The sequence below is a fragment of the Pelosinus fermentans JBW45 genome, assembly GCF_000271665.2.
Taxonomy (GTDB): domain Bacteria; phylum Bacillota; class Negativicutes; order DSM-13327; family DSM-13327; genus Pelosinus; species Pelosinus baikalensis.
On record NZ_CP010978.1, the window covers coordinates 3,637,706 to 3,664,417 of the forward strand.

26 protein-coding genes and 3 riboswitches are annotated in these 26,712 nt (G+C 42.3%); of the genes, 1 reads left to right on the forward strand and 25 read right to left on the reverse strand.

The features are described from left to right. Window positions 1–307: 307 nt before the first annotated feature. The 7 genes from JBW_RS16200 to JBW_RS16230 are packed head-to-tail and all read right to left on the reverse strand — an operon-like array spanning window position 308 to window position 7,535. Window positions 308–2,035 (reverse strand): sulfate adenylyltransferase subunit 1, encoded by a 1,728-nt coding sequence (locus tag JBW_RS16200; RefSeq protein ID WP_007958357.1) that lies wholly within the window; start codon window positions 2,033–2,035, stop codon window positions 308–310. A 45-nt stretch (window positions 2,036–2,080) separates the two neighbouring features. Beyond that, the gene (gene cysD / locus JBW_RS16205; protein WP_007933471.1) at window positions 2,081–2,881 is read right to left on the reverse strand and encodes a sulfate adenylyltransferase subunit CysD; all 801 of its coding nucleotides are present in this window, start codon (window positions 2,879–2,881) and stop codon (window positions 2,081–2,083) included. 10 nt (window positions 2,882–2,891) lie between these two features. Beyond that, the gene (locus JBW_RS16210) at window positions 2,892–3,206 is read right to left on the reverse strand and encodes a 4Fe-4S dicluster domain-containing protein (RefSeq protein WP_007958359.1); all 315 of its coding nucleotides are present in this window, start codon (window positions 3,204–3,206) and stop codon (window positions 2,892–2,894) included. Continuing rightward, window positions 3,190–4,878: an adenylyl-sulfate reductase subunit alpha gene (locus JBW_RS16215; RefSeq protein ID WP_007958360.1), complete on the reverse strand. Its 1,689-nt coding sequence runs from the start codon at window positions 4,876–4,878 to the stop codon at window positions 3,190–3,192. Before JBW_RS16215 ends, JBW_RS16210 begins: the two co-directional genes overlap by 17 nt. Before the next feature lie 57 nt (window positions 4,879–4,935). Next, window positions 4,936–5,730, reverse strand: a complete 795-nt coding sequence (locus JBW_RS16220) for an ABC transporter permease (RefSeq protein ID WP_235333837.1) — start codon at window positions 5,728–5,730, stop codon at window positions 4,936–4,938. Further along, window positions 5,642–6,481, reverse strand: coding sequence for an ABC transporter ATP-binding protein (locus JBW_RS16225; RefSeq protein ID WP_007958364.1), 840 nt, complete (start codon window positions 6,479–6,481; stop codon window positions 5,642–5,644). The genes JBW_RS16220 and JBW_RS16225 overlap by 89 nt, the downstream gene beginning before the upstream one ends. Window positions 6,482–6,491: 10 nt before the next feature. After that, the gene (locus tag JBW_RS16230) at window positions 6,492–7,535 is read right to left on the reverse strand and encodes an aliphatic sulfonate ABC transporter substrate-binding protein (RefSeq protein ID WP_007958372.1); all 1,044 of its coding nucleotides are present in this window, start codon (window positions 7,533–7,535) and stop codon (window positions 6,492–6,494) included. A gap of 468 nt (window positions 7,536–8,003) precedes the next feature. Between JBW_RS16230 and JBW_RS16235 the strand changes: the two genes are divergently transcribed. Next, window positions 8,004–8,729 carry an MIP/aquaporin family protein gene (locus JBW_RS16235; protein WP_007958374.1) on the forward strand — a complete coding sequence of 242 codons (726 nt, stop codon included), beginning with the start codon at window positions 8,004–8,006 and terminating at the stop codon, window positions 8,727–8,729. A 114-nt stretch (window positions 8,730–8,843) separates the two neighbouring features. Here the strand turns inward: JBW_RS16235 and glyA are convergent, their stop codons facing one another. From glyA to JBW_RS16325, 18 genes are all read right to left on the reverse strand, one after another. Further along, window positions 8,844–10,076, reverse strand: a complete 1,233-nt coding sequence (gene glyA / locus JBW_RS16240) for a serine hydroxymethyltransferase (RefSeq protein WP_007958376.1) — start codon at window positions 10,074–10,076, stop codon at window positions 8,844–8,846. Window positions 10,077–10,128: 52 nt separating this feature from the next. Beyond that, entirely contained in the window at window positions 10,129–11,526 is a 1,398-nt protein-coding gene (gene lpdA / locus JBW_RS16245; protein ID WP_007958378.1) for a dihydrolipoyl dehydrogenase, read from the reverse strand. A gap of 18 nt (window positions 11,527–11,544) precedes the next feature. Beyond that, window positions 11,545–12,375, reverse strand: a complete 831-nt coding sequence (locus JBW_RS16250; RefSeq protein WP_007958380.1) for a lipoate--protein ligase family protein — start codon at window positions 12,373–12,375, stop codon at window positions 11,545–11,547. Then, complete coding sequence (locus tag JBW_RS16255; RefSeq protein WP_007958382.1) at window positions 12,356–13,330, reverse strand: radical SAM protein; 975 nt, start codon at window positions 13,328–13,330, stop codon at window positions 12,356–12,358. Before JBW_RS16255 ends, JBW_RS16250 begins: the two co-directional genes overlap by 20 nt. Then, a complete protein-coding gene (locus JBW_RS16260; protein ID WP_036681435.1) occupies window positions 13,327–14,190 on the reverse strand; it encodes a radical SAM protein in 864 nt (287 codons plus the stop codon). Before JBW_RS16260 ends, JBW_RS16255 begins: the two co-directional genes overlap by 4 nt. Further along, a complete protein-coding gene (gene gcvPB / locus JBW_RS16265) occupies window positions 14,178–15,629 on the reverse strand; it encodes an aminomethyl-transferring glycine dehydrogenase subunit GcvPB (RefSeq protein ID WP_007958386.1) in 1,452 nt (483 codons plus the stop codon). Before gcvPB ends, JBW_RS16260 begins: the two co-directional genes overlap by 13 nt. After that, window positions 15,626–16,972: an aminomethyl-transferring glycine dehydrogenase subunit GcvPA gene (gene gcvPA, locus JBW_RS16270; protein ID WP_007958388.1), complete on the reverse strand. Its 1,347-nt coding sequence runs from the start codon at window positions 16,970–16,972 to the stop codon at window positions 15,626–15,628. Before gcvPA ends, gcvPB begins: the two co-directional genes overlap by 4 nt. A gap of 2 nt (window positions 16,973–16,974) precedes the next feature. Then, a complete protein-coding gene (gcvH, locus tag JBW_RS16275; protein ID WP_007958390.1) occupies window positions 16,975–17,364 on the reverse strand; it encodes a glycine cleavage system protein GcvH in 390 nt (129 codons plus the stop codon). Window positions 17,365–17,366: 2 nt separating this feature from the next. Then, entirely contained in the window at window positions 17,367–18,467 is a 1,101-nt protein-coding gene (gcvT, locus tag JBW_RS16280) for a glycine cleavage system aminomethyltransferase GcvT (RefSeq protein ID WP_007958392.1), read from the reverse strand. A 156-nt stretch (window positions 18,468–18,623) separates the two neighbouring features. Continuing rightward, window positions 18,624–18,713: riboswitch (glycine riboswitch) on the reverse strand. 50 nt (window positions 18,714–18,763) lie between these two features. Further along, window positions 18,764–18,847, reverse strand: a riboswitch (glycine riboswitch). Then, window positions 18,848–18,931, reverse strand: a riboswitch (glycine riboswitch). Between the two features lie 269 nt (window positions 18,932–19,200). Continuing rightward, a complete protein-coding gene (locus tag JBW_RS16285; RefSeq protein WP_007958394.1) occupies window positions 19,201–19,752 on the reverse strand; it encodes a BMC domain-containing protein in 552 nt (183 codons plus the stop codon). A gap of 20 nt (window positions 19,753–19,772) precedes the next feature. Then, window positions 19,773–21,104 (reverse strand): SLBB domain-containing protein, encoded by a 1,332-nt coding sequence (locus tag JBW_RS16290; RefSeq protein WP_007958395.1) that lies wholly within the window; start codon window positions 21,102–21,104, stop codon window positions 19,773–19,775. A 157-nt stretch (window positions 21,105–21,261) separates the two neighbouring features. Beyond that, window positions 21,262–22,704, reverse strand: coding sequence for an aldehyde dehydrogenase family protein (locus JBW_RS16295; protein ID WP_007958399.1), 1,443 nt, complete (start codon window positions 22,702–22,704; stop codon window positions 21,262–21,264). A gap of 29 nt (window positions 22,705–22,733) precedes the next feature. Next, window positions 22,734–23,717 (reverse strand): cob(I)yrinic acid a,c-diamide adenosyltransferase, encoded by a 984-nt coding sequence (locus JBW_RS16300; protein ID WP_007958401.1) that lies wholly within the window; start codon window positions 23,715–23,717, stop codon window positions 22,734–22,736. 51 nt (window positions 23,718–23,768) lie between these two features. Further along, on the reverse strand, window positions 23,769–24,584 hold the full coding sequence (locus JBW_RS16305; RefSeq protein ID WP_007958402.1) for a flavoprotein: 816 nt from the start codon (window positions 24,582–24,584) through the stop codon (window positions 23,769–23,771). A gap of 1 nt (window position 24,585) precedes the next feature. Then, a complete protein-coding gene (gene pduL / locus JBW_RS16310; protein ID WP_007958404.1) occupies window positions 24,586–25,251 on the reverse strand; it encodes a phosphate propanoyltransferase in 666 nt (221 codons plus the stop codon). Between the two features lie 136 nt (window positions 25,252–25,387). Further along, window positions 25,388–25,675 carry an ethanolamine utilization microcompartment protein EutM gene (gene eutM, locus JBW_RS16315; RefSeq protein ID WP_007933515.1) on the reverse strand — a complete coding sequence of 96 codons (288 nt, stop codon included), beginning with the start codon at window positions 25,673–25,675 and terminating at the stop codon, window positions 25,388–25,390. 1 nt (window position 25,676) lies between these two features. Then, window positions 25,677–26,246, reverse strand: a complete 570-nt coding sequence (locus JBW_RS26125; RefSeq protein WP_007958405.1) for a BMC domain-containing protein — start codon at window positions 26,244–26,246, stop codon at window positions 25,677–25,679. Continuing rightward, window positions 26,228–26,710, reverse strand: coding sequence for a glycerol dehydratase reactivase beta/small subunit family protein (locus tag JBW_RS16325; protein WP_007958406.1), 483 nt, complete (start codon window positions 26,708–26,710; stop codon window positions 26,228–26,230). Before JBW_RS16325 ends, JBW_RS26125 begins: the two co-directional genes overlap by 19 nt. Window positions 26,711–26,712: the final 2 nt, after the last annotated feature.

The following is a 26,712-nucleotide window of genomic DNA, read 5'->3' on the forward strand; positions in this document are numbered from 1 at the left end:
ACAATCTTACAACTGCCATCCCAATAAAACTAACAATATTAAAGTATTCTTCGACACTACTCTTTTTAAATCAGTACCTTTTATGCAACATAAATAAATTTCGAATCAAAATTTGTTGCAAATTAGGTACATTTTCACTTTACTACGCCTTCTTGTAAGTATTTTTGGTTTCCTAATGGGTATTTTTCGGCATAATAACAAGGCATGTACAATAAATATAGCTTTTTTTGCATAAAGGAAAAGGACTAAGAGCATATCTTATGATATGTCTTAGCCTTTGGTGTTCCAACCTAGCAATTCGTTGTATCTATATTTGATATTCAATTTCTAAAGACTTGGTCGCCGTCAAATATCGGATTTGTCTAAATTTCATAAAATCAAACCATTGATTGGCAAAAGCTGCCGTCCTGCTGATTTCCGACTGTTGCAATTTTTCAAGATCTGCTGCAAAGTTATTAAAATCCTCTTCGGAATGAATCTTAATAAAAGCACCTTGTGAATCAATGAAAGGACTCTGTTCATAGGTCAAAAGCTTCATTGAAATGATATCCTGTAATTTGGATTTTCTGATGATTGCAATAAGACCTGTTCTTATATCAACTACATTGAAATCTGCTGGATATTCATAGGTTACACCCGTGGAAGGTATAACATCCCCTAAGCTAAAAGAATGAGGCACACCTTCAATTTTCTTAATCCCGCCCTCAGTAAAGACATAGTAATACTCATCAAAGCACTTGGCTGTTATTTCATCATCTTGTTTTAAGAATTTGCTGACAGATTGTCTTTCTTGTGCTAAACCAGTAACGATCCCGCCGCCACAGACATCATAACCATCCACGATGACAAATCTGCCTGTATTTTGATTGTTTCTAAATTCATCAAAACAGATTTCCCGTTTAGTCTTGATCGTTACTTCCGCTACATCATTGGTCTTTGCCTGGCTGGCATTTTCCAGGTTTTCTAATGTAGTCGCATCAATCACTTTATTAATCGCATAAATTTCACATTCTACTTCTTGTGTGGCTAATTTGAGCTTGTATTCCTTATTTTTTACTAAATCATTTTTTCCCATCCAGAAGAGAGAAACTTTAAAGGTATCAGAAGTAATTGGGGCATCATAGGTATGAGAGATAAATTCACCCCGTTGGTTAAAAAACTCATCCTCTACGGTAATCCCCACAGACATTCCCGCAGAGATCTGATCTACTTTATCTTTTTCCACCCAATACTCTATACTTTTCACTTTCGTTACCTTATTACTAGGAGAGATTAAAATTTCATCTCCTGTTCGTAAGGTACCCGCTTCAATTCTTCCTGCAATAATTCTCCTGCTATCAAACTTATATACATCTTGTATGGGGAAACGTAAAGGTTTACCCTCTAGCCCCTTATCCTTCTCAAATAAATCAATGGCTTTTAAAACGGGCTCTCCCTTATACCATGGCATTTTATCCGATGAAGCAGTTATATTTTCTCCATGAAAAGCAGAAACGGGTATATATTTTAATGGATAGACATGTAGACTCGTTAAAAACTCATTCATTTCCTGCTTAATCGCATTAAACTTTTCTTCGGAATACTGTATTAGATCCATCTTATTCACTAATACATAGGCTTTTTGAATTCCTAACAGCGATAAGATATAACCATGCCGTTTGGATTGTTCCTGAATACCTTCGTTCGCATCAATAATTAAGAGTGCAGCTTCGGCACTGGCAGCTCCGGATATCATATTCTTCAAGAATTCCTTATGACCAGGCGCATCAATGATCACATAGTCTCGTTTATCCGTACGAAATTGAAGCTGTGTAGTATCAATTGTAATACCCTGTTTTTGTTCCTCTTCAAAAGCGTCCAATAAATATGCGTATTCAAAAGGTTTTCCCTTTTCCTTCGCAATTCTCTTGACCCGATCGATAGCACCTTCTGGGAGGGATTTTGTATCATATAGCAAACGACCGATTACTGTAGATTTCCCATGGTCTACATGTCCGACAACAACAATATTTAATACTTCTCTAGCAATATCCATTGACTTTCCTCCTATACGATTCTCTCATTACCCACAGGCCGCATCTTACATGTATCCATCTTTACGGAGTTTTTGCATGGCATATGAATCTTCCTGATCTTGAGCCCTGCCTGCTCTTTCGCCCACTTTCGTATTTTTCAATTCTTCAATAATCTGAGCAACGGTAACCGCATTGGAATCAATTTGCCCTGTACATGGAGCACATCCCAGGCTTCTGTATCGTTTGCCATTTTTAGCGAAATATAAATCTACTAATTCGATTTTCTCCCTTTCAATGTAAGCCCAAATGTCCATTTCATTCCAATGAAGAATGGGATGTACCCTAATATGATTCCCTTTAGGAAAATCGGTCTTAAATTGATCCCATAATTCGGGTGCCTGATTTGTATAGTCCCATTCCGAATCTTTGTTTCGTTCACTGAAGACTCGCTCTTTGGAACGTGATCCTTCTTCATCCCGACGAATCCCTAAAATTAGACCTTCAAATTCATACTTGGTAACTACCTGCTGCAGACCATCTGTTTTCAGTGCCTTACAACAGACCAATCGACCTTTGTCTGGCCCCATGCCTGCATCTAAAGCCTCTTGATTGGTATGAACAATCAATTCGATATTATACTCTTTAGCCATTCGATCTCTAAATGCAATCATTTCCGGAATTTTATGAGTCGTATCCACATGAATAAAAGGAAATGGGCAATGACCAAAGAACGCCTTCTTAGCCAGCCACAACATCACCGTTGAGTCCTTGCCGATTGACCATAACATTCCTAGCTTACCAAATTTTTTATAGGCTTCTCGCAATATAAAAATACTCTGAGCCTCGAGTCTATCTAAATGATCCATACTTTTCCTCCTAATAGGCATTAGCCTGTCTCTTATCGATGGTGAGTATTTGCTTACTGCCATCTGGTGCAACGATGATCCAATGTAAGAGTTGACCTTCTTGCTTTGTGTACAGAAAACTCCCCTTGCCGCCCATATCTGCTCCCAGATAATACTGGATTGCATTAAAGTTGCATTCCTTGACACAGGAAGTACAGCCCCAACATTCTTTAGGATATTTGATCTGGGTCTTTCCAGCAGGATCTTCTGCTAACAAACTACCAGGACAAACCTCTCGACATTTTCCACAGCCGGTGCATTTATGACGATCAATCTTTATGCTCATAGATGTCATCCTTCTTTACTAAATCTCGCAGTATTATTTTGACTTCGCCCTCAGAAAAACGTGAATTTACATATTTCAGCCAATTGACATCATCTCGCTCAGGATAATCAGCATTTTCTTGAAACGTATGCCATCGCGTCTCTTTTCTTGCGCCTAAATGCTGAATTAATGTATCACAAACATACAATCGGTCAATCACTTCGTAAATCAGCATCAGTTCGTGTAAATCATGGGCTTTAAGCTTATAACTAAGCTGCAATAAGTCTTTAATCTGTCTTTTTGCCACTTGCAGTTTACTAAGGTTAAAAACATAGCCGGAAGAAATTCCGCCTGCATATTGATCCATAACTTTCTGCATAGCCTCTTCGATTTCTTCCACCGTATAAAGACCTTGTTCGTTTCTAAAAAAAGCATTAACAGCTCCTGCTTTTCTTTCAACATCCTGCAAGTCAGGTGGGGTAATTACTATGCCTTGTATATAAGCTACAGCAGCAACGGCTGCAATTTCACCTTCTGCAAAACATCCTGTTACATATTTCTGAGGACTGCCTCCAGCCACGTCACCAGCAGCATAAAGCCCCTGAATCGTTGTGGCTCTATTCGTATCTATCCAATACCCACTTGCTGTATGACCACCAACAATATAAGGTTCGGTTCCTTCAATTTCAACATTCTCACTGGCCGGTCCCTTTCCATTTTCCAGCCATGACAAGGTTTGGGCTGGAGACATATTTAAATAGGCTTTATATAGGTCCTGTTCTTGTTCTTGGCTAATACCCAAGGTCTGCAAATAACAAGGGCCTTTGCCTTTTTGGTTTTCCATTACTGTAGAATACATTCGAATCGAGGTCTTTGGAATACCGTAGTTCTTCTCGTATTCTTCTCCCTTACTATTCGTCTGCTGCGCTCCAATTCCTTGGGCAATGGTTCCAGTAGGGGCAATGGTATCTTTACAGCGAAGTGCAATAAATCGCATTTCAAACGTTGTCATTTCAGCGCCTGCTCGAATGCCCATGGCATATCCAGCCCCTGTATTAAAGGGAGAGTACCACATTTTGTGTTTAGAAAATCCAGGATTGTTGGGTTTATAAAGCCCTGCAGCCCCTCCCGTAGTACAGATAACAGCTTTTGCCGAGATTACATATAAAACAGCGGTATCAAGAGAAAATCCATATGCGCCTATAATTTTTCCATCCTGCAGGATATAATCAATGATATTCATGCGATTGATCACAGTAACATTAGGAAGCTTACTTACTGCATCCGCCAAAATGGGTTTTATATTTTCACCATTTATTTTGATATTGCGATTGCCGCGAGAAACATACTGCCCAGCTTCATCCTTCAAAATAACAAGGCCTAAATCCTCAACCTTTTTTGTCACCTGATTCAGTTTCTGGGCAATGGTATATACAAGATCTTCTCTTACCACGCCTTCTGCATCGTTTTTGGCATAAGTAAGATAGTTCTCAGGAGTCTGCCCCTTTACAATGTAGGCATTTAGAGCATTGACCCCTGCTGCTAAGCAGCCGCTGCGTTTTATATTTGCTTTTTCTGCAATGATTACTTTTGCATCTGAATTCTCAGCTATGGTGATTGCAGCAAAGCAGCCTGCTGTTCCGCCCCCAACGATTAGAATATCAGTCTCAAGATTCTTAGTTTTCAAATTCATCGATATGCTACCTACTTTCTCTGACAGTACTTGCCTTTCACACAGTTCTTCTTATTACTAGGCTTTATCTAAGCCCCATTTTTGTCTAATATTGATTTCCATTCTACCAAAGATCAGCTTATCTACCGCAACTCCCAGAATAACAATCACAATCATAATCGCCATAACTTGACTGATATCAGCTAAATCCCGTCCGACCATGAGAACCTGCCCCAGACCTTTTGTGGCAGAGATCATTTCTCCTGCCATGAGAGCTCTCCAGGCAAAGGACCAGCCCTGCTTTAGTCCTGAAATAATACTAGGAAGGCTCGCTGGAATAATCACATTCCAATAGAGATTAAAGCCCTTGGCCCCCATGGTCTTTGCAGCCCTCACAAACAAAGGATTTATATTCTTCATACCCGATTCGATGGCAATGGATACCGCAAAGGTTGACCCAATGGTGATAACAAAGATAATAGCACTTTCATTTAATCCATACCAAAGGATAGAGAACGGCAGCCAGCAAATACTCGGCAAGGTTTGTAGTCCTAAGATCAATGGACTTACATTTTCATCTAAATATTTAAACCGAACAATCGCCAGACCAACAAAAATCCCTATGATAATGGATAACATATAGCCCAGAAAGATTCGTTTTGCACTTGCAAATACGGCAATGCTCATCGTTCCATCTATTATTAAGCTCCATAAGGTGGTAAAGACAGCGATGGGAGAAGGAAATATATACGGCTTCCATAACCTCAGCCAATCTACTCCTATCTTATATGCCAGTTCCCATATCGCTATCAGAATCAGGTAAAACAAGATCTTTTTTACTAGTCCAATTAGTGTCGAATTCAGCTTTGGCAACCTTCTCCACCTCCTCTTTTAATTCTTTCATAATATCTGCTGCAAGATAAGCTAAATCAATATTGTCTGGCTGCCTTGGACGAGCAAGCTGGATATGAAACTCTTTTTTTATCGCTCCTGGATTGGCTGACATGACAATAACCCGATCGGCTAAGAGAACCGCCTCTTCCACATTATGAGTAACAAAGATAATGTTTTTTTTGGTTTCCAGCCAAATCTGCTGCAATTCTAACTGCAGGATATTCTTCGTCTGGCTATCCAGTGCAGCAAAGGGTTCATCCATCAGCAGAATATCTGAATCAAGAGTCAGTGATCTAGCCAAGGCCACCCTTTGCCTCATACCGCCTGATAATTCGTGTATATAACAGTTTTGAAAGCGGGTAAGATGCACCATTTTTAAGTATTTCATGGCTTTTTCTCTTCGTTCATCCTTGGAAATACCAGCTAGTTTCATGCCAAATTCAACATTATCAATTACTTTTAACCAGGGAAATAGGGCCGGTTCCTGGAACATAACGACTCGGTCCGGACCGGCTCCTTTCACTTCTTTCCCATTGCAAATCACTCTGCCTGAGGTTTCCTTCTCTAATCCAGCGATAATATTGAGCAAAGTCGACTTCCCGCACCCAGAGGGACCTAGAATACAAACAAACTCTCCTTTATGAAACTCAACATTAATGTTACTAAGAGTATTTATCGTATCATTTTTAGTAATAAAGCTCTTACTGATATTTTCTACTACTACACTCATCAATAACACCTCAGTCCCCTATTTCTTGTAGCCCTTTTTCTTTTAAAACTTTATTAAGAAGTTTTAGATTAAACAAATCTTTTAAATCCGGTGCAGTCTTGATAAAGCCTGCATCTACCGACAATTTTACAAAACCAATCACAGACTCTTTTTCTGGATCATTGGTGACGGTTAATCTTGTAAAGGAAGCATCTAAAATCTCTTTCGCCAACGGTTTGCCAGTTAATTCTTTGATTTGGCTATTTACTGTCTCCTTAGCCTTATCGGGGTTTTTATTAATGTAATCGGTCAATTCTACGTGAGTCCGCAGAAATTTTTCTACTAGATCCGGATGTTCTTTGATGAATTTTGAACTTGCTACTACAACGGCTGTAGTATAGTTTCCATCTCTCCAAACTTGTTTATGATCTAGTAGTATATTCGCCTTTACTTCATTTACAAGACGAGCGCCCCATGGCTCTGGAACAAGAGCAGCATCAATTTCGCCCTTATCTAATAACGTTTTAATATCAGGATTGTCAGCCTGTCTTACTTCTACAGTGCCGCCTTTTGTAGTATCTTTCAAACCATTTTCTTGTAAAATATGCCGTAAAGTTAAATCCTGGGTATTCCCAAACTGAGGAATTGCAACCCTTTTACCGCTAAGTTCTCCTACATTCTTTAACACTAAATCTTTTCTTGTTACTAAAATAGCTCCTGCATCAGTTGCCCCAGCAATAATTTGCAAATCACCTTTTGATTTTGTATAACCATTAATAGCAGGGCCTGGTCCAATATAGCCGATATCAACTTCTCCTGCAAATAAGGCCTCAATTTCCGCTGGGCCTGCATTGAAAGTTTTCCATTCAATCGGATTCGCATCCCCAAACGCTTTTTGAAACTGACCATCTGCCTTACCAACAAGAGCCTGAGAATGAGTAATATTTGGAAAATGAGCAATTCTAACTTTTGTGCCTTTGTTTTCTGTAGTATTCGTAGTACTAGAGCATCCACTCAAGCCCCCAGCAACTGCAAGAACTAACGCCATAACTACACCAAACTTTACTAACTTCATAGTGACCCTCCTTAATTTCTTATGCTGTATTTGAAAATAAAAAAGACTAAGAATGCCTCTGCTAGAGAGGGACATTCTTAGCCTTTGGTTTTCCAATCGGCTGTTCATTTAATTTTTTTCAGTATATCATCCGGATTTCTTTGTGTCAATAAGAATATTCTATTTTTCCCGAATCCCATTTTTGTAATCATACGACTCTATAGCATCTTTAAAAGTTTTATAGTTAGCGAATGTCGGCAAAAATATCCTATATTCTTTGTTTAAACCATCATTCTGAGGATTTCGGAAAATTAACTTGCATTTTTTAGGAATCAGCACGGCAAGAATGTAATGGAAAGAAGCAATTTTCACTGCAGGTTGTTGCAGAAAATTCGCAAATACAGATATATGTGAAAACAAAAAATATTGCAAAAAGGAGGTTACACGGATTTAGACAAGGTAGTAAATTTTTAAGGAGGATTTCAATTTATGACAACTCCATTTTTAGGAGAATTTGTAGGTACCACAGTTCTTATTATTTTTGGTAATGGGGTAGTTGCAAATTCACTACTAAAAGGTTCAAAGGCAGAAGGTGCTGGTTGGCTGAATATCATTGCAGGCTGGGCAGTAGCTGTACTTATGGGAGTATTTGTATCTGTTGCTTTAGGTGGTCAAGGCGATCTGAATCCGGCAGTAACCTTTGCCAAAATGTTAAACGGAGGCTATGCAACCGGCGAGGCAATCACCCTCATGCTTGTTCAAATTGCTGGTGGCGTGCTTGGCGGTTGCATTACTTGGCTATTTTTCCGAGGTCACTGGGAAATTACAGAAGATAAGGGCGTAAAGTTAGCCGTTTTTTGTACTGGACCCGCAATTCGCAATTATTCCCAGAATCTGATTTGTGAGATTATTGCTACCTTTATGCTCGTATTTTCCGTATTCGCTATGTTCTCCAAGAATGTAGGCGCAATGAGCCCCGGCTATGGCCCTTATATGGTCGCTGTTTTGATTTTTGGTTTAGGTGCCTGCCTCGGCGGTACAACAGGTTATGCATTGAATCCTGCCCGTGATTTAGGCCCTCGTATTGCACATGCAATATGCCCAATTGCGGGCAAAGGAGATTCGGATTGGTCCTATTCCTGGGTCCCTGTAGTTGGACCTATGATCGGCGGGTTAATCGCATTTGTTTTATCCAAAGGTCTTGGCATTATCTAACATACTATGACAATTTTGGTCTTGCGTAAAAAAGGGGCAGCTATCAATTAGCTGCTCCTTTTTCATTATACTTTTCCATACTAGCGTTCCAAGGCTAACGACATTACTTCACTTTTAATAAAGGGGAAATTCCTGGCAAAGTAAACGTACTTCAGCTTTAGCTCGCTCATGCACTTCTTTGCTTTGAGGATTTTCAAGTACCGCCGCTATGGTTTCCCCAATTTTCTTCATAGCTATTTCTTCCATGCCCCGTGTGGTTACCGCTGCCGTACCAATCCGAATTCCGCTCGTTATAAAGGGACTTGTTGTCTCGAAAGGAATGGTGTTTTTATTCACGGTAATACCGACTTCATCCAGTAATCCTTCGGCTGCCTTTCCCGTAAGATTCTGCTTCCTAACATCGACAAGCATCAGATGATTGTCAGTTCCGCCAGATACCAGATCAAAACCTGTATTCTTTAGAGTTTGCGCCAATGCCTTTGCGTTACTGACCACTTGCTTTTGGTAGTCGCAAAATTCCGGACACATCGCCTCTTTTAATGCAACTGCTTTTGCGGCAATGACATGCATGAGCGGACCACCTTGAATCCCAGGGAACACTGCTTTGTCTATCGCTTTTGCATACTCCTCCTTGCAGAGAATAATACCGCCCCGAGGTCCTCTCAAGGTTTTGTGAGTCGTGGTAGTCACAATATCAGCATGAGGTATAGGACTCGGATGAATTCCGGCTGCCACCAGCCCTGCGATATGTGCCATATCTACAAATAGCATTGCGCCAGCTTCTCTTGCAATTTCACCAAAACGTTTAAAATCAATCACTCTAGAATATGCACTTGCTCCAGCCACAAGCATTTTCGGCCTGTGAGTCAGAGCCAACTCCCGTACTGCATCATAATCGATCAGGTGGCTGTCACGATCAACTCCGTAGGAAACCACATTAAAATACTTACCAGAAATGCTGACAGGACTGCCATGAGTCAAATGTCCTCCATGGGATAAGTTCATTCCCATAATGGTATCGCCAGGTTTTAAAAAGGCGAAATATACTGCGGTATTTGCTGTCGCGCCAGAATGAGGCTGGACATTGGCATGCTGCGCCCCAAATATTTTCTTTGCCCTTTCAATCGCCAGCCTTTCAACAATATCTACATATTCACACCCGCCGTAGTAGCGATGACCAGGATATCCTTCCGCATACTTATTGGTCAATACCGTTCCCATCGCTTCCATGACCATTGGGGTTACAAAATTTTCTGAAGCAATTAGTTCTAATTTATTCTGTTGCCTGTTTTTCTCGAGCTCAATCGCTTCAGCAAGTTCAGGGTCAAATTCTTTCAAATTGATCATGCTTTCCCTCCATCTTCTATATTTACTGGCTTTTCTTCAGTAGAACATCCAGTTATGCTTTTCTTTTCACTTGATGCACAATAGCGCCGTTAATTCCATGGGCACATTCCATAATGGTTTCGGACAGACTAGGATGCGGATGGATGGTGTGGGCAATTGCCTTCACTGGCAGTTTGTTTTGAATTGCCAGTACCCCTTCCATAATTAAGTCACTGGCATGGGCGCCTAGAATATGCATTCCCAAAACCTCATCCGTTATCCTATCGGCAATGATTTTTACCATGCCGTCGGTTTCACCCATTGATACTGCTTTACTATTCGCAGCGAAATTAAACTTACTTACTTTGAACTCTTTCCCCTGAGCCAGTGCTTCCTGCTCGGTTAGTCCCACCATAGCCACTTCAGGTGTCGTGTATATACACCCCGGAACTGCCTTGTAGTCTACCGTTACATTTTGTCCGCAGGCGTTTTCTGCAGCAATCATCCCCGCAGCCGAGGCAGCATGTGCCCACATGAATTCTCCTGTGACATCTCCAATTGCATAAACGCCCTCAACGGTTGTCTCCATTTTTGCGTTGACCTTAATACCCTTGGAAGTATACTCAATTCCGACCTCATCTAAGCCTAACCCAGAAACCACCGGAATTCTTCCGATTGACGCCAGCACCTTTTCCGTTTCGATTTGCTGCGTAGTGGTTCCATTAGAAATCTCTACAATAGCGCCCCTATTTCCAGGTTTAATTCCAGTCACACGGGTATTGGTCAACATGTTAATTCCCTGCTTGCGCAAGAGCAGCGCCATACGTTTTACGATTTCATTATCGATATTCGGCAATATGTTCGGCAGCATTTCGATCACAGTAATGTTGCAGCCAAATGACTGGAAAATTGCCGCAAACTCAATCCCAACTGCTCCCGCACCAATAACAACCATATTTCCAGGCACCTGGTTCATTGCCAATAATTGATCACTATTGATAACCGCTGGCAATTCGCCTCCCGGCACTGGCAAACCCATTGGCACAGAACCAGTTGCCAATATGATTTTCCGAGCAGAATACTGCTCAGTCCCTGAATTCGTGTTCACGTTTATTTGATTACGGGCTGCAAGACTTGCTCTTCCGACTTTATAATCAATACCATTACTTTTTATCAATTGCCCAATACCTTTTTGCATCTGCTCTACTACCTGATTCATACGCTTGGTCACCAATTTAAAATCAAAGCCAATATTGTCGGCCGTAAGACCAAATTCATTGCAATGTTGTAGATCACGCCATTTTTCAGCGCTTTTCAAGAGCGTCTTGGTAGGAATGCAGCCCCGGTTTAAGCAAACACCGCCCAATTGATCTTTCTCTATCAAAAGAACCTTAGCGCCTAACTGCGCCGCCCGAATGGCCGCTACATATCCGCCCGGACCGCCGCCAATAACGGCTACATCATAACTCATGCCTTTCCCCCTCCCTCATTAACGCAGTAAATTCCATTGCGATTGACTATATTTGGATTCTATAAGCATTTTGCTGGTTTCTACTTCTTCTTTGGTCAGGCATCCTCTTTGGGTATCAACGCCGATCTTCGGACCAAATTCAGCCATTACAGCATCACGCGTCTCCTCCCATGTTGTATGGCACCCTCGAATTTGATCAATCGATGTCACGCCGCTAGACAGCATGCCGATCATGAATTGTCGTCTCTGGGAGGAAGAAACCCTCAGTACAGCGGCAAGTTTTTCAGCAGAGAAATGTAACAAAATTGATCCATGCTGAAGTATGACGCCATGCTTACGAACTTGGGCACTGCCAACCAGCTTGCGTCCCTCATAAGTAATTTCATAATGGGACGGGGCATCAAAACATGCGGCAGATGAATGTTGATCCTTTTCTCTTACCTTACCATATGCCCCGCGTGGCATACTCATCTGCGCTCTAATACCCATCTTTTCCAAGCCGGCAAGAAGTCCATTACTAAAATACCGGTATGATGCCGTTATCGTTTGGGGTATGAGAGGATCATCCTCTTTGACGACAATACTGTAGGTCAATTCCGTTTCGTGCAATACCGCCCGACCTCCCGTCAATCTTCTTACTACATCGATGCCCAATGTATCGCATTGTTCTAGATCAATCTCGGATTTTGCTTTTTGAAAATATCCCAAACTTACTGCGGCTGGTTTCCAGCCGTAAAATCGGAGGGTAGGAGGAACGTCTCCCGCACTGTGAGCCAACAGAATTGCTTCATCGATTGCCATATTCAAGGCAGCATCGTTTATGCCAGTATCAAGAACACGCCAAACCATAAGATTCACCGCCTATACCGCTCTCCGTTATTGCTTGCTCGACTTCCTCTCTGGTGAGCGGCCGCGGATAATTGTACATAATTCCGCCAGGCCGTTCATTATAATACGGTCGATTGCAGTCAGCACAGCCGGTGGTTTCAAAAGCCTTTCCATCGGCCAGCATCTTAACTAAATCTGAAACGTTGTAACTGCTAATTTTTCCGTTGGCAAAGCGGATTGCACTGCGGCAATAGCCCTTACGCATAAGATAATGAGCAATTTGCACCCGCCGATAGTGAGAGATGGAAGGGGGCCTCTTGTCAGCCATAGCCGTGCCTGGTATCGGTGTAAAAGCAAATAACCCCACAGTGATTCCGAGTTCAATACAATCAGCGATAAAATTCACCGCTTCTTCTTCCGTCTCACCAAGTCCGACGATCAGGTGAGTCGTTACGGCTCCCGGAAAAGTACTCGCGCACTCTTGCAACAAACGGATTCTTTCTTCCCAGTCTTGACCTTTAACAAGTCGGTAGATCTCTGAAGTGGCAGCATCCATTGCGATACAAATTCTTTCAGCTCCTGCTGCAATCATTTCGGCGGCCTGCCCAGCATCCTCGATATGATTTGACACGCAGATAGGCTTAGGACCATCTGCACTTAATTTTCGTACTGCTTCTAACGTAGCATCCCAGCTATTTTCGCTGTTAACAACCTGGAGGCAGACTCTTTTTAGATCTCCTTTCGAATAGGCTGAGGAAATACCTGATGTAATTTCATTCGCATCAAAGGCAGGCCATGTTACTCTAGATAAAAGATCTCCTCTTGCAGTGCTGCTCTGAGACTGGGAACAAAAGCTGCAGTTGTTGCGACATTTTTCCCCCAGCATAATATAGGCGGTATTGGGAAGCGCTTCACTTTTGATTCGTTTTTTACCAATTACACTGGCTGTTCCCGTAGATAACTTCCATAACGTCATAATACACAGCACTCCTCTCGCCGCTCTATCGTCAATCCGAGATTTTGAGCCAACCGTACCGCTCCTGAAACCGGATTTACAATACCGTTGATCCCTAAGCGAACTGCCCATAAGTCTAATTCCTGACGATAAGCACCTCCTGGCCGCATGCATCCAAGATGAATCGGCAGCGCGGGAAGCTCTCTTCTCGCGCTGGCCAGTATGTTTAATACATCTTCAATAGAAGGGGGCTTGCAATCGGCAAAACGTGTACCCTTCGTTGGAGTAAATACAATAAAAGTAATCCCGTCTACGCCAAGTGCTTTCAGGTGCCTGATCGCATGGTATTCACCTCTAATCTCGCCGCCATGAAGTCCAATGCATATATGGGGAATCACAGAACAACTTTTCTTAAGTTTCTGATAGCATGCAACATAATCTGAAACGGTACGATCAATTCCTAAAACTTCTTTTATCGTTGCATCATCCCCGATAAAATCAAAAGAAACTTTGTCCGCTACCTTAGCTATTTCCTGGATGTCTTCCTCGTCAACCAGACCAACATGTACGTTATACTTCATCTTTTGTTTCATTGCCGCAATTTGGGCAATATGCTCAGCGATGGGAACCTTGCCTTCAGCTGAACACCCGCCGCTGATTAAAAGACTGCGTGCTGTAAGTCCATTCCCCTCCGGGATATCTTTAAGTGCCTTCATCCCCTTTAAATAGTGACCTCCGCAATGTGCGCAGTTTAACTCGCATTTGTCTCCTGTAACACTTACAGCTTTGGTTTCATTTGGATATGAAAATTTAATATTTGACTGAAAATTTTTCTGCCTGATCCGCCACCCCTCTTGGGCCAGCAAATCTAAGGTTTCCATCTTACTACCGGTTTCCGTGCCGCCGCAGTTTCATCAAGCCTTCCCACAACGGTGTCGTGGGGAGCATTAAGAATTTGCGTTACGTCAGTTCTCGCTTCTTTCGCTATTTCCCGCATAGCCTTAATAAAACCATCCAGCGTTTCTTTGCTTTCCGTCTCGGTAGGTTCAATCATGATCGCTTCCTCTACGATAAGCGGAAAGTAAATGGTTGGCGGATGATACCCATAATCCAATAGTCGTTTTGCGATATCCAGCGTCTTTACGCCAAACTGCTTTTGATTTTTAGAGGTGATTATGCATTCATGCATACTATACCGGTCAAAGGGAGCGTAGTAGTCTTCTCTTAATTGACTCAAACAATAGTTTGCATTTAGAACGGCATCTTCACTTGCTTGCCGAAGTCCATCTGGTCCCATCGTCCGGATATAGGCATAGGCCCGTACAATCACTCCGAAATTACCGTAAAAAGAATGCATTCTTCCAATGGAGAGAGGTCGATCATATTCCAGATCATATCTTCCCCCATCGAAGGTTATTATGGGAACAGGCAAAAATGGAGTTAACTCTTTTTTTACACCGACAGGCCCAGAGCCAGGTCCGCCGCCGCCGTGGGGCGTAGAAAAGGTTTTATGGAGGTTAATATGTACTACATCAAAACCCATATCGCCTGGACGCACAATCCCCATTACTGCGTTCGTATTAGCCCCATCGTAATATAACAGTCCGCCGGCAGCATGAACGATTTGGGCAATTTCTTTGATGTTTTTTTCGAACAAACCTAACGTACTTGGGTTAGTAAGCATCAATGCCGCAGTATCTAAACCCACAGCAGCTTTTAGCGCATCTAGGTTAATTGAACCGTCATCATTGGACTTAATTTCAACGATTTCCAATCCACAAACAGCTGCGGTGGCCGGATTTGTACCATGAGCAGAATCAGGCACAATCACTTTAGTTCTTACTTCACCCCGCGAGCGATGATACTGCCTGATGAGTTTTAATCCTGTCAACTCACCATGGGCACCCGCCACAGGCTGCAATGTAACCGCATCCATTCCGGCAATTTCTGCTAAATACTGTTCCATTTGATATAGAAGTTCTAACGCACCTTGCGTTGACTCAACATCCTGTAAAGGGTGAATCTCTGCAAAACCTGGATATCGGCAGATATCCTCATTCACTTTAGGATTATACTTCATCGTACATGAACCAAGGGGATAAAATCCCGAGTCAACACCAAAGTTTCGATTTGAGAGGGCGGTATAATGCCTCATTACATCTGGTTGGCTTACCTCCGGAAGTTCCGCGTATTTTGATCTTAGGAGGTTAGCTGGTACAAGTGTTTCAATCTCATAAGTGGGAACGTCACTTTTGGGCAGATCTAAGGCGAAACGACCAGGTTTGCTGATTTCGAATATAGTTGATTGTTTTGTTTTCATAATACTTCCCCCATTTCACGAACCAACCAGTCTATCTCTTCTTTGGTACGTTTTTCAGTAACGCAGATGAGCATGCAATTTTCAAGTTCGGGATAGTATCTACCAAGGTCTAGTCCCCCTAAGATTTTTTTAGCCAACAATTTTTTATTGATATCAGAAACTGGTTTGTTTAGTCTGACAGTGAATTCCTTAAAAAATGCTCCCGAGAATACCGGTTCACATCCTTTTAAACTTGTCAGTGAACGATATGCATAATGGGCTTTTTGAATGCATTGTGCTGCAATCTCCCGTAAACCTGCTTTGCCCAAAGTACTCATGTAAACGGCAGATGTCAAAGCACAAAGTGCTTCGTTGGAACAAATATTGGAGGTAGCTTTTTCACGCCGAATATGTTGTTCACGAGCTTGAAGCGTCAGTACAAAACCACGATTGCCTCTGTTGTCTACTGTCTGACCGACAATTCGACCAGGCATTTTTCTCATGAGCTTTTCCGTTGTTGCAAAGAAACCGAGATATGGACCGCCAAAAGATATTGAAATTCCCAAGCCTTGACCTTCTCCGACTACGATATCTGCGCCTAGCGCACCGGGAGATTCTAGAAGCCCCATAGAAATAGGATCAACAACAGCAATCAGATATGCTCCCTTAGCGTGGGCCATTTCTGCGATGCTTTTCAAATCCTCAATGCAGCCAAAGAAATTAGGAAATTGCACGACAACAGCCGCTGTCGAATCATCTATCATCTGGGGCATCTTGTTTAAATCAGTCAAGCCATCGCTATATGGCGCCAGTTTAAGCTCGATCTTTTTATCCTTGGCATAGGTCAGAAATGTATCCCGATAATGGGGATGGACAGTCTCGGCCATTACAATTGCCGTTTTCTTAGAACTGGCACACGCCATCATAGCGGCTTCAGCAACGGCGGTACCGCCATCATACATGGAGGCATTAGCCACTTCCATGCCTGTAATCTCGCAGATCATTGACTGGTATTCCCATAGCGCCTGCAAGTAACCCTGGGAAATCTCTGGCTGATATTGCGTGTAGGCAGTATAAAATTCAGAACGTCCAATGATATGATGAACTACACTGGGAATATAATGGTCATAAGCTCCTGCACCTAGAAAGCAGGTTAATTCCTGAAGATTGACATTCGCTTTTGCCAGTGCTTTGAGATGTTTAACTAAGCCCTGTTCAGGCAGTGCTGGCGGCAAATTTAATGTCCTGGTCATTCGCAAATCGGCTGGTACGTCTTCAAATAATTTTTCCACTGAAGCAACGCCAACAGCATCTAGCATCTCACGTCTATCAGCTTTTGTATGAGGAAGATAACTCCAAGCCATTTCTAGTGTCCTCCCTCCGCCGCCAACTGAACATATGCATCGCTATCTAAAAGATCATCTAATTCACTGCTGTCAGACATTTCAATAACAACGATCCAACCTTCACCATAAGGTTCTTGATTGATCAGGTCGGGAGAATCCGTAAGTGCTTGGTTCACTTTTACAATTTTTCCGGAAACGGGAGCATAAATATCCGATACTGCTTTTACTGACTCAATGACAGAAAAGCTATCGCCTACTTTCACTGTACTTAACTCATCTGGCAATTCTACAAAAACGACATCACCTAACTGCGATTGAGCAAAATCAGTTACCCCAATGATAGCAACTTTCCCTTCTACCTTGACCCATTCGTGATCTTTAGAGTACTTTAGTTCTTTTGGAATATTCATTATTACTTCCCCTCTCTTTTATAAAATGGCTTGGAAATGACTTGGGCAGATACATTCTTGCCGCGAATTTCAATATCTATTTTTTGTCCAACCTTTGCGTATTCTGCTTGAATTATGCCCAATCCAAGGTTCTTATCAAGGGATGGAGCATAAGTTCCTGTCGTTACCACTCCAACATAGCTGCCCTCTACCAAAATCGGATATTCCGCCCGTGCTACTCCACGATCAACCATTTCAAAACCGACTATTCTGCGTTTTGGTCCATTGGTTTTCTGTTCCTGCAGCGTTCCTTGTCCGTTAAATCCCTCTTTATCAAGCTTTATAAACATTCCGAGTCCTGCTTCAATGGGCGAAATGTCGACCGAGAGTTCGTGGCCATATAAAGGAAAACAAACTTCAAATCTCAATGTGTCACGACAACCTAAACCAGCGGGAAGCAATCCAAGGGGGCGCCCAACTTCCATGATTGTATCCCATAAACATGTAACATCATCTGGGCTGCAGTAAATTTCAAATCCATCTTCTCCAGTATATCCAGTTCTCGATAATAATACTTTTTTGCCAGCAACGTCGATTTCAGGCATAAACCAGTAATATTTCAGTTCTGAAAGTGGTGCATCAGTCAATTTCGATAAAATCATTTCTGATAATGGTCCTTGCAGAGCGATCTGAGCTGTTTCATTTGAGATATTGGTAAGCTTAACCTCAAATTCCCCAGCATTCTCCTGCATCCAATTCCAATCTTTATCAATGTTTGCTGCATTGATAACTAGGAGATAATGATCAGCATCTTTTTTGTAAACTAATAGATCGTCTACCGTTCCACCATGCTTATAGCACATGGGTGTATAGAGTATTTGATTTCTTTCCAGTTTGGAGACATCGTTGGTTACTAACCTTTGCAGAAAGATAAGTGCATCTGGTCCATTAACTACTACTTCCCCCATATGGGATACGTCAAATAACCCTGCTTTTGTTCTGACGGCCTGATGTTCATTCTTGATTCCAGTGTACTGAACCGGGAGAGACCAACCGCCAAACTCAACAATTCTGCCACCATACCGCAAATGCGTCTCATAAAGCGGTGTCTGTTTTACTGCCATGAAAACCACTCCAATCTTTCTTTAATACATTAAAAAGGACAGAAAACAAGAGTGAAAACTCACTCTTGTTCTCTGTCCTTTTACCTGAGAGATTCGCCCGCAGCGGGGCTCCCCATCGGCGACACTTTCGGTTACGAAGTGTACTCTCCAGAGTTCGGTCCAGTTACGGTTTTTTTACCTGAGAGTTTGAACAAAGCTTTGCTCCTTCGGTGACGCTAGTTAAGCGTTCTCTCCCGCAACCATCATTCCGTATGTAGTTAATGCCAGACCGAAAAATAAGACAGAAACCAACCTAGTTGGCCTCTGTCTTATTTACCTACAGAGAATCCCGAATATCTCGGTTACTCCTTGGGTGCCGCATAGCGATCTTTCCAGAGTTCCATTAGAATACGGTCCTTTTGCCTGAGAGTTTATTGCCTTTGCTCCTTCGGCGCCTGAAACCAGATCTCTCCCGCATCCCTCACATGGAAGATTATTAAATTTTTAATAATCGGAATTTTCAATGTTATATTTTTTAGTATAGAGGAATGCTTTTAATCTGTCAATACTTGTGAGAATTAATCATTTCTACAATTTATTTTATTAAGCTTTTAATCAAATTATGCCATTCTTTCACAGCTATCTCTGGATATAGGGACTAGTTCCTTGTCCCACAATCATCTTTTTCTACGAAGTCTGTACCCCTTTGAAATTTCCAGTCAAGGCATGATCTTTATATTTACTGGAATTACTATTAAAACAAGACTTTATGTAAAGCACTGTGAGGTGCTGGCAATACGAGTTGATCGACTAAGAATCCGCTATCATGTATGGCATTGCTGCCAGCCTTAATGGCAGCGGTTACCGCTCCTACGTCGCCAGTTAGTGTCACCATAGCTTTGCCGCCCATTCCTCTTGCCAGGCGAACTTCAATCAATTCTACATTGGAAGCTTTTACTGCCGTATCGGCTGCAATAATCGCGGACGCTACGGAATAGCTTTCAATTACCCCCAGGGATCTTACTTCTTTGACTTCGGTACAGCCTGACAATGCTGGGAAAATACTGTCATGCAAATTAGGAAGTATAAATTCATCCACAACATTTTCAGCGCCGCTTACTGCCGTTCCGCTTCTGACTGCGCTTTGGACGGCTCCTACATCACCTGCAACCATGACAACATACTTGCCAGGGCACATGGCTTGCGCCATAAGGATCTCTACGTTGGCTGCCTTTAGCATGGCATCTGCTGCTAAAAGACCTCTGGTAATATTTTTTAATTCTAATAGACCAATAGCACGCTTCATTTTATGTCCCCCCTGTTATCCTAAACCGCCCGGATACCAATACTAGTGTCTACCCTACAGATCTCTCCAGATATACTGGCATGTAAATTAGCTCCTACCGCTGCGCCTTCAGGTATAGTTCCAATTAAATCACCTTTTTTAACCATATCTCCTACTTTAACAATTGGTAAGGCTGGCGCTCCAATATGCTGAGAGAGAGGCAACGTAACTTCTTTTGCAACTACTTCGTTTGCACTCAGTGGTGCTTTTACATCATACTGAGCAATTCCAAGACGTGCTGTCAAACGTTTGGTAGGGATTAAACGATTTATACGGGTTGACAGAGCCTGCTGTGGTTTATTGTTATGAGGATTTTTTATCCCGGCTTTTCCCAATTGCTTTTTCAACTCTGCATTCACTCTGCGGGGAGATAAACCCATGGAACAGCCAAAGGTATCACATGCACCACATTCTGAACACAACAAAGCACGAGAAAAAATAGCTGACTCACCTACCTGCCCTTTACCAATCGCCTGCATGATACGATGAGGTTCTAAACTATGACCTAACAGGTGGCGCGGACAAACATCGGTACAGGCTAAACAATTACAACATACTGCCTTCGCCCGATTGGCAATCATCTGCCATGTTGTATTTTTTTGTGTAATTAAGGAATGATCCATAGGTAAGACCAAGATGCCTCCTGTAGTTTTGGTAACTGGTGCATCTGCGGTAATTAATTTTCCCATCATCGGACCACCGTCAATGATCGCATAAGGGTTCACAAGTGCTCCCCCTGCCAAAGCAATCAGTTCCTGTACTTTCATACCAATGGGCACTTTTAATGTGATTGGTTTGGCTACGGCACCGCCAACTGTAACATATTTATCCGTTACGCCTTGGCCTTTTAAAGCGTCTGCAATATTGATTAGGGTCTCAACATTAGCCACTACCACTCCTACGTGGAGAGGTATACCGCCTTCAGGTACAATTCGGCCCGTGACTTCATGAACAAGTACTTGTTCATCTCCTGCTGGATAAATGTCAGGTAAAAAGAACAATTCAATTTCCTGCTCACCTATCTCTTTTATAGCAGCCTGGAGGTTTTTTGTGGCTTCTTCGTACTTACGTTTTAAACCAATATAACCGCGTTTTGCACCAGTGGCTAGCATCACTGTTTTCAAGCCTAGAACCATCTTCGTACTTTCTGCTGCCATGATATGCTGATGAGCTCTTAATAACGGTTCGCATTCCGCACCATTAACAATCACAAATTCAACAGCAGCGTTGATTTTAACATGGGTAGGAAAACCAGCTCCGCCAGCACCTACTACACCTGCTGCTTTTACCGCGGCGACAATCTCGTCACGCATTTTCTATCAGCTCCCAAACTTTCATCTATCCACTGACTAAATCGCTCTAAGACTCCCCTTTATACAATTGGAAGCACTAGAGCGACTAAGTCTGAAGGATAAGTACACCCCAGTTTCAGATGGAGTAAAGACTCCATCTGAAGCAAGAATTTTTCAATTAGACAATGGAAAAAGCATCAACGAGAACGCATCGTCTTTGCCGAGTAAAGCTGCGTGGTGAGGTTATTCCTTCACCTGTTGGACCAGCAAGAGTAAAGCTGGTAAAGCCTTCTCCGCCTACTCCAATTCCTGCATAGGAAGGAGCATTCTTGACAAAAATGGTCGTTTCAACGGCTCTAGCAAATCGGGTTAAGTGATCAACGTTTTTAGAGTGCATCGCTGCCGTATGGCGATTGCCATGCTCTACTCTTACAGCCACTTCAATGGCTTCATCAATGTCTTTTACCTGCACTACTGGTAATACAGGCATCATTAGCTCTTCAATAACAAAAGGATGATCTGCTGGTGTTTCGCATAGAACAACTCGCACACTATCCGGTACATCAATACCAATTTTGCTTAGTAGATACTTTGCATCTTTACCAACATAATCTTTATTAATACCATAGCTTCTTTTCGGCTTATCAGTGCAGCCTTCTGCTATCTTTTCTTCCTGCACTGTCATGATAACGTTAAGCAGGCGATCAATATTGGATCCTGAAATCAGATATGCACCATATTTTTGCATGTAGGTAATCAATCGATCTGCAATCGATCCTATGGCAATTACTTCTTTTTCTGCGATGCAAGGCAAGTTATTATCAAAGGAGCATCCTGCAACAATATCCCGAGCTGCCTTTTCAATATCTGCAGTTTCATCTACGATGACAGGAGGATTACCAGCCCCTGCACCAATGGCTTTCTTGCCAGAAGATAAGACGGCCTTAACGACTCCAGGACCACCTGTTGCTACTAACATATTGATTCCTGGATGTTTCATCATTTCATTAGCTGCCTTGATGGAAGGATTTGCCACTGAAGTTAATAGGTTATTGGGACCACCTGCTTTCACGATGGCTTGATTCAACAGTGTGATGATCTTCATGGATGTATTTTTTGCAGTTGGATGCGGGCTGAAGAATACAGTATTCCCCGCTGCAATCATGCCAATTCCATTGCAGATAACCGTTTCTGTTGGATTCGTGGTAGGGGTAATGGCACCAATGACACCATAAGGTCCCATTTCAATTAATGTTAAACCGTTGTCACCGCTCCAAGCCTGGGTAGTTAGATCTTCTGTGCCAGGTGTTTTAAGCGCAGCTACTTGATTCTTGATAATTTTATCAGATACTCTTCCCATACCGGATTCATCTACAGCCATTTGCGCCAGAATTGTAGCATTTTCATAGGCTACATCTCGCATTGCTTTGATGAGCACTTCTCTTTTTTCTAAAGATAGAGTCTTTAACTCTTGATATGCTTTGCGGGCTGCAGCCACGGCTTCATCAACCGTTTCAAAAATTCCGTCACCATAACCAGCTGGAGCTGCCTTTGCTCCGGTTTGCATTTTCGTCAAAATTTCTAATGTTATTTTCTCAATTAGAGCTTGATCTATACTCATATAATCTCCTCCTACTAGTGCTCTACTACTCAATAAGCAGCTAGAGCGGCCCTAGCAACTGTTATATCTTCCTCAACTGTACCGCCGCTTACACCTAACCCGCCAATTACATTTCCTCCAGCAACAAGAGGAAATCCACCGCCAAAAGTAATAAATCTACCATTATTTGACGTATTTAAACCAAAGAGTGTCTGTCCTGGCGTTACTACAGAAGCAACTTCTTCTGTAGACATTTTTAAGGCAAGAGCAGTATAGGCTTTATCAAGGGCTATCGAAATACTTCCTAGCAAGGCACCATCCATACGATGCTGTGCTACCAGATTTCCCCCTGCATCGACTACCGCAATTACCATGGGTACTCCTATTTCTGCTGCTTTTTGTTCCGCTGCTGCGATCAGTTGTTTTGCTTTTCCTAATACACTTACGTGTTCTTCTGCTTTATCCTGTGATTTTTTGCCTCCTAATGCTGCTAATACCTTACTCTTAACAGTCAGTATGACTTCCTCTTGTTCTACACATCGTGCTAAAACATATAAGAAATCGGAAAGGCGATTTAAATATAAGGATACTGGTACAGTAACTTTTTCTTCTCTTTTCAGACGGATAACACAACGTTCTGCCCGCCGTACCATCGTTCGTGCCAGATCCAATGCTGCACTGGCAGAACAAGTTCCAGGCGTTATAAAATAGTTTTGGGGAATCCGTTTTTGCTCTAATTGATCAATCATCGACTCAAGCCCGGCAACATGTGCTTCCGTAATACGGTAGTCAGCAACTTCTAACGATTCCGTTGCCAAGTCTGCATTTAAGACAATTAACTCTTTTTGAACAGAATCAAGCATGTCAGCGGCCCAAGGTGATTGATGAATTAATGACTTGCCTAAGCCCATAGCAGAAGTTGCTTCATCTACTGTTCCATAAGCCTCTACCCGTAAACTATCCTTATACACTCGCTGCTTACTCAGCAAGCTGGTTTGTCCTTCATCTCCCGTTTTTGTATATACTTTCATCATACACTACTCCTCGAGTAAAGCTGTATTTAACTCGATATTATCATTTTGACTTTACCCCTGCACAAGCTCTACATCGCATTCTCGAGCGACATCCCTAGCCAGTGGTGTCAGTATGGTCCCCTTAGGAACTATGACACTCTTCGTACCATTTTGTGCAGCAGTCTGTATTGCGGCAGCATCCAGCACAGCCTTTTTGTGAGCTGGCTTACTTACTGCTTGCTCCGCTTTATGATTCACGGTCATCTGCTCTTCTCGGCATAATCGTTTTTGACTGACTGTTGCAATGCTATCTACAGGAACGAGTTCCATACCAAAGTCTGCTAATTTTTGCAGATTTCCCTGCAACGCTTTTACAAGACCTGGGGATGAGTTGCCCATAGTATATTGCGCCCGCCAGCTGTCTAAAGGATCAGCAGCATTATATGCTGCAACTACCGGTTTTCCCATCATTAATCCTTGCAGAATCAGCGTTGAAACCATGGTATCGGAAAAGGTATGGGCTAACTTCGCTGCGGTATTTTGGGTGAGTACAGGAACGATCACAATATCTGCTTCACGCAATGTCTTTCCTGGATACGGCGAATGGGCAGTAACAATATCGATGTGACTGCCCAGTGCCTCTGTTACTCTTTCAATTCCCAAGATTTGTTCAGCAGCTGCAGATAAAATTGCTGTTACCGCAAAACAAAGGCCCTGTAATTTTTTAATTTCGACTAAACCTTGTTCAAATCCAATGGTTCCACCAGTGAAAATAACTAAAGCCTTATGTTGAGATTGGATAGATTGTCCCTGAGTAATAACAGGATTTTGTTGCAATTGGCGCAGAATTTCCTTTGTAACAAGCTGCACCATTTCTTCATTGTCCATGTTACACCTCCTGGCATCGAGCTAGGGTTACCACGTCACCACTTTTTAGACTAGTGGCGTTTGCCTCATCCGTATCAATATGGAATTCCAAGCGAAAATCAGGCTTTACACGCACTAACACATTCTTTAGTATTGTCGCTCTAGTTCCACTAGTCTCAACCCATACACGCTCTCCATCTGAAACACCAAAATGCCGAGCATCGTCTGTATGCATGTGAATATGTCTGGTTGCACAGATCAAACCTTCTGATAAAGTAACTGAACCCTGGGTACCAACAATCGTTATACTCGCTGATTGTTCAATATCACCTGAATCACGTAAAGGCGGCACAACACCAAGACTAAATCCGTCGGTACGGGATATTTCAGCTTGTGTTGTCTTGCGCACAGGTCCTAAAACCCGCACACCTCGAATGACACCTTTTGGTCCTACCATAGTGACCGTTTCCGCTGCAGCAAATTCACCAACTTGTTTTAGATCTTTTTGCCGCGTTAAGGTATGACCAGCACCAAACAATATTTCAATATGCTCAGCAGAGAGGTGGATGTGACGATTCGATACTCCCACAGGAATGTCCATACTTCTTGTCTCTAGTGAGGTAGTCTTCTCCAGAGCCTGCATGACTTGTTTTACGACTTCATCCAATATATTCTTTTCCACTATCACACCTCAATCCACCTATTTCTCTATTTTATTTCAAGAATTGCTAAATCGCCCTAAGACTTCCATCTTTTTGGCAAGTGGAAGTCCTAGTGCAACTATGATTCATATAGTGTTTACACTTTAACTAGTCGTAACTTTTTTATAAAGATTCGTCAATTTTAGGAAGAATTTTTTCAATGTCTGTATGAGGACGTGGAATGACATGAACTGAAATCAGTTCACCAACTCTTTGAGCTGCTGCAGCTCCTGTATCAGTAGCTGCTTTTACTGCTCCTACATCACCACGTACTAAAACAGTCACCAAACCAGATCCAATTTTTTCATAACCTACTAATATTACATTAGCCGCCTTAACCATTGCATCCGCAGCTTCTATTGCACCTACTAAACCTTTTGTTTCTACCATTCCTAAAGCTTCTCCGCGCATATTATTCCGCCTCCTTATTATTTCTATCATAATGAATACAAGTTATCTTAGGGTCACCCTTAACTCTAGGGCAAGCAGGATCGCCGCAAATGTTACAATAACCGGATATTTTTTTGGGTTGTTCTGTAATTGGCAATTGTTCACTCGGCTCTATCTTTTTTTTTTCTGCTGTTTCGATTTCCTCTTGCACTTCTAACTGCAGTTCATCTACTGCAACAATTTCTTTATCCTTCTGAATTTCTTCAGATTTCTCTTTTTCTACCAAACTCTTTTTTTCTTTGAATCCTACTGTATCCTTGGTTGTTACAATGCCAGACAACGTGTCATGCGGTCTAGGTATAATATGAGTAGCGAATACCTTATTGACCTTACTGCCAGCTGCTTTACCAGCTTGAATAGCAGCTGAGACTGCACCAACGTTGCCAGTCAATTTAATAACCACCATTCCGCCACCTTTTGTCATCTCATAACCAATTAACTGTACATTGGCTGCTTTCAGTGCCGCATCAGCGGCTTCCAATGCTGCAGCTAACCCAACGATTTCAATGAGACCTAAAGCGTTTTGGACCATGCTTTCACCTCCCCATGGCCTTGTGCACTTTCTTGAAGAACCTTTTGGACAATACGGTAGACTACCTGGTATAAGTCATCCCGATGATTTGTTTCATAGCTTTCATTTTTTGACGGTCGATCTTTAAAAGGAATTCCTTTTACTAAACGTGCGGCATTATAGCCAAAATGCCGCCACTGAACAGGACTTCCGGCTTCTTGTAAGGAAAAGAGCGGTTTTTGGGCAGGCAGCTTGACATAATGAATGCACAGGTCTTCTGGTCCAATTCCGACTCCGACTCCCAGCTTTGACTTAGAAGCCCCTTCATAAGATAGTGCAGCGGCATTTGTATCATTACTTTGCATCACAGTATAAGGTATTCCCTCTTCTTCCATTCCCGCTTGTACTTCTCGTAACTTCTCTTTACCGCTTGGGTGAGGAGCTAAATAGATGAGGATACAAGGTTTACTTTGATCTGGCAGCATAG

Excerpts from the sequence above, each read along its gene's own strand:
- JBW_RS16200 (WP_007958357.1), bottom strand. The coding sequence starts at position 2,035 with ATGGATATTGCTAGAGAAGTATTAAATATTGTTGTTGTCGGACATGTA.
- cysD (WP_007933471.1), bottom strand. The coding sequence starts at position 2,881 with ATGGATCATTTAGATAGACTCGAGGCTCAGAGTATTTTTATATTGCGA.
- JBW_RS16210 (WP_007958359.1), bottom strand. The coding sequence starts at position 3,206 with ATGAGCATAAAGATTGATCGTCATAAATGCACCGGCTGTGGAAAATGT.
- JBW_RS16215 (WP_007958360.1), bottom strand. The coding sequence starts at position 4,878 with ATGAATTTGAAAACTAAGAATCTTGAGACTGATATTCTAATCGTTGGG.
- JBW_RS16225 (WP_007958364.1), bottom strand. The coding sequence starts at position 6,481 with ATGAGTGTAGTAGTAGAAAATATCAGTAAGAGCTTTATTACTAAAAAT.
- JBW_RS16230 (WP_007958372.1), bottom strand. The coding sequence starts at position 7,535 with ATGAAGTTAGTAAAGTTTGGTGTAGTTATGGCGTTAGTTCTTGCAGTT.
- JBW_RS16235 (WP_007958374.1), top strand. The coding sequence starts at position 8,004 with ATGACAACTCCATTTTTAGGAGAATTTGTAGGTACCACAGTTCTTATT.
- glyA (WP_007958376.1), bottom strand. The coding sequence starts at position 10,076 with ATGATCAATTTGAAAGAATTTGACCCTGAACTTGCTGAAGCGATTGAG.
- lpdA (WP_007958378.1), bottom strand. The coding sequence starts at position 11,526 with ATGAGTTATGATGTAGCCGTTATTGGCGGCGGTCCGGGCGGATATGTA.
- JBW_RS16250 (WP_007958380.1), bottom strand. The coding sequence starts at position 12,375 with ATGGTTTGGCGTGTTCTTGATACTGGCATAAACGATGCTGCCTTGAAT.
- JBW_RS16255 (WP_007958382.1), bottom strand. The coding sequence starts at position 13,330 with ATGACGTTATGGAAGTTATCTACGGGAACAGCCAGTGTAATTGGTAAA.
- JBW_RS16260 (WP_036681435.1), bottom strand. The coding sequence starts at position 14,190 with ATGGAAACCTTAGATTTGCTGGCCCAAGAGGGGTGGCGGATCAGGCAG.
- gcvPB (WP_007958386.1), bottom strand. The coding sequence starts at position 15,629 with ATGAAAACAAAACAATCAACTATATTCGAAATCAGCAAACCTGGTCGT.
- gcvPA (WP_007958388.1), bottom strand. The coding sequence starts at position 16,972 with ATGGCTTGGAGTTATCTTCCTCATACAAAAGCTGATAGACGTGAGATG.
- gcvH (WP_007958390.1), bottom strand. The coding sequence starts at position 17,364 with ATGAATATTCCAAAAGAACTAAAGTACTCTAAAGATCACGAATGGGTC.
- gcvT (WP_007958392.1), bottom strand. The coding sequence starts at position 18,467 with ATGGCAGTAAAACAGACACCGCTTTATGAGACGCATTTGCGGTATGGT.
- JBW_RS16285 (WP_007958394.1), bottom strand. The coding sequence starts at position 19,752 with ATGAAGCGTGCTATTGGTCTATTAGAATTAAAAAATATTACCAGAGGT.
- JBW_RS16290 (WP_007958395.1), bottom strand. The coding sequence starts at position 21,104 with ATGCGTGACGAGATTGTCGCCGCGGTAAAAGCAGCAGGTGTAGTAGGT.
- JBW_RS16295 (WP_007958399.1), bottom strand. The coding sequence starts at position 22,704 with ATGAGTATAGATCAAGCTCTAATTGAGAAAATAACATTAGAAATTTTG.
- JBW_RS16300 (WP_007958401.1), bottom strand. The coding sequence starts at position 23,717 with ATGATGAAAGTATATACAAAAACGGGAGATGAAGGACAAACCAGCTTG.
- JBW_RS16305 (WP_007958402.1), bottom strand. The coding sequence starts at position 24,584 with ATGGACAATGAAGAAATGGTGCAGCTTGTTACAAAGGAAATTCTGCGC.
- eutM (WP_007933515.1), bottom strand. The coding sequence starts at position 25,675 with ATGCGCGGAGAAGCTTTAGGAATGGTAGAAACAAAAGGTTTAGTAGGT.
- JBW_RS26125 (WP_007958405.1), bottom strand. The coding sequence starts at position 26,246 with ATGGTCCAAAACGCTTTAGGTCTCATTGAAATCGTTGGGTTAGCTGCA.
- JBW_RS16325 (WP_007958406.1), bottom strand. The coding sequence starts at position 26,710 with ATGCTGCCAGATCAAAGTAAACCTTGTATCCTCATCTATTTAGCTCCT.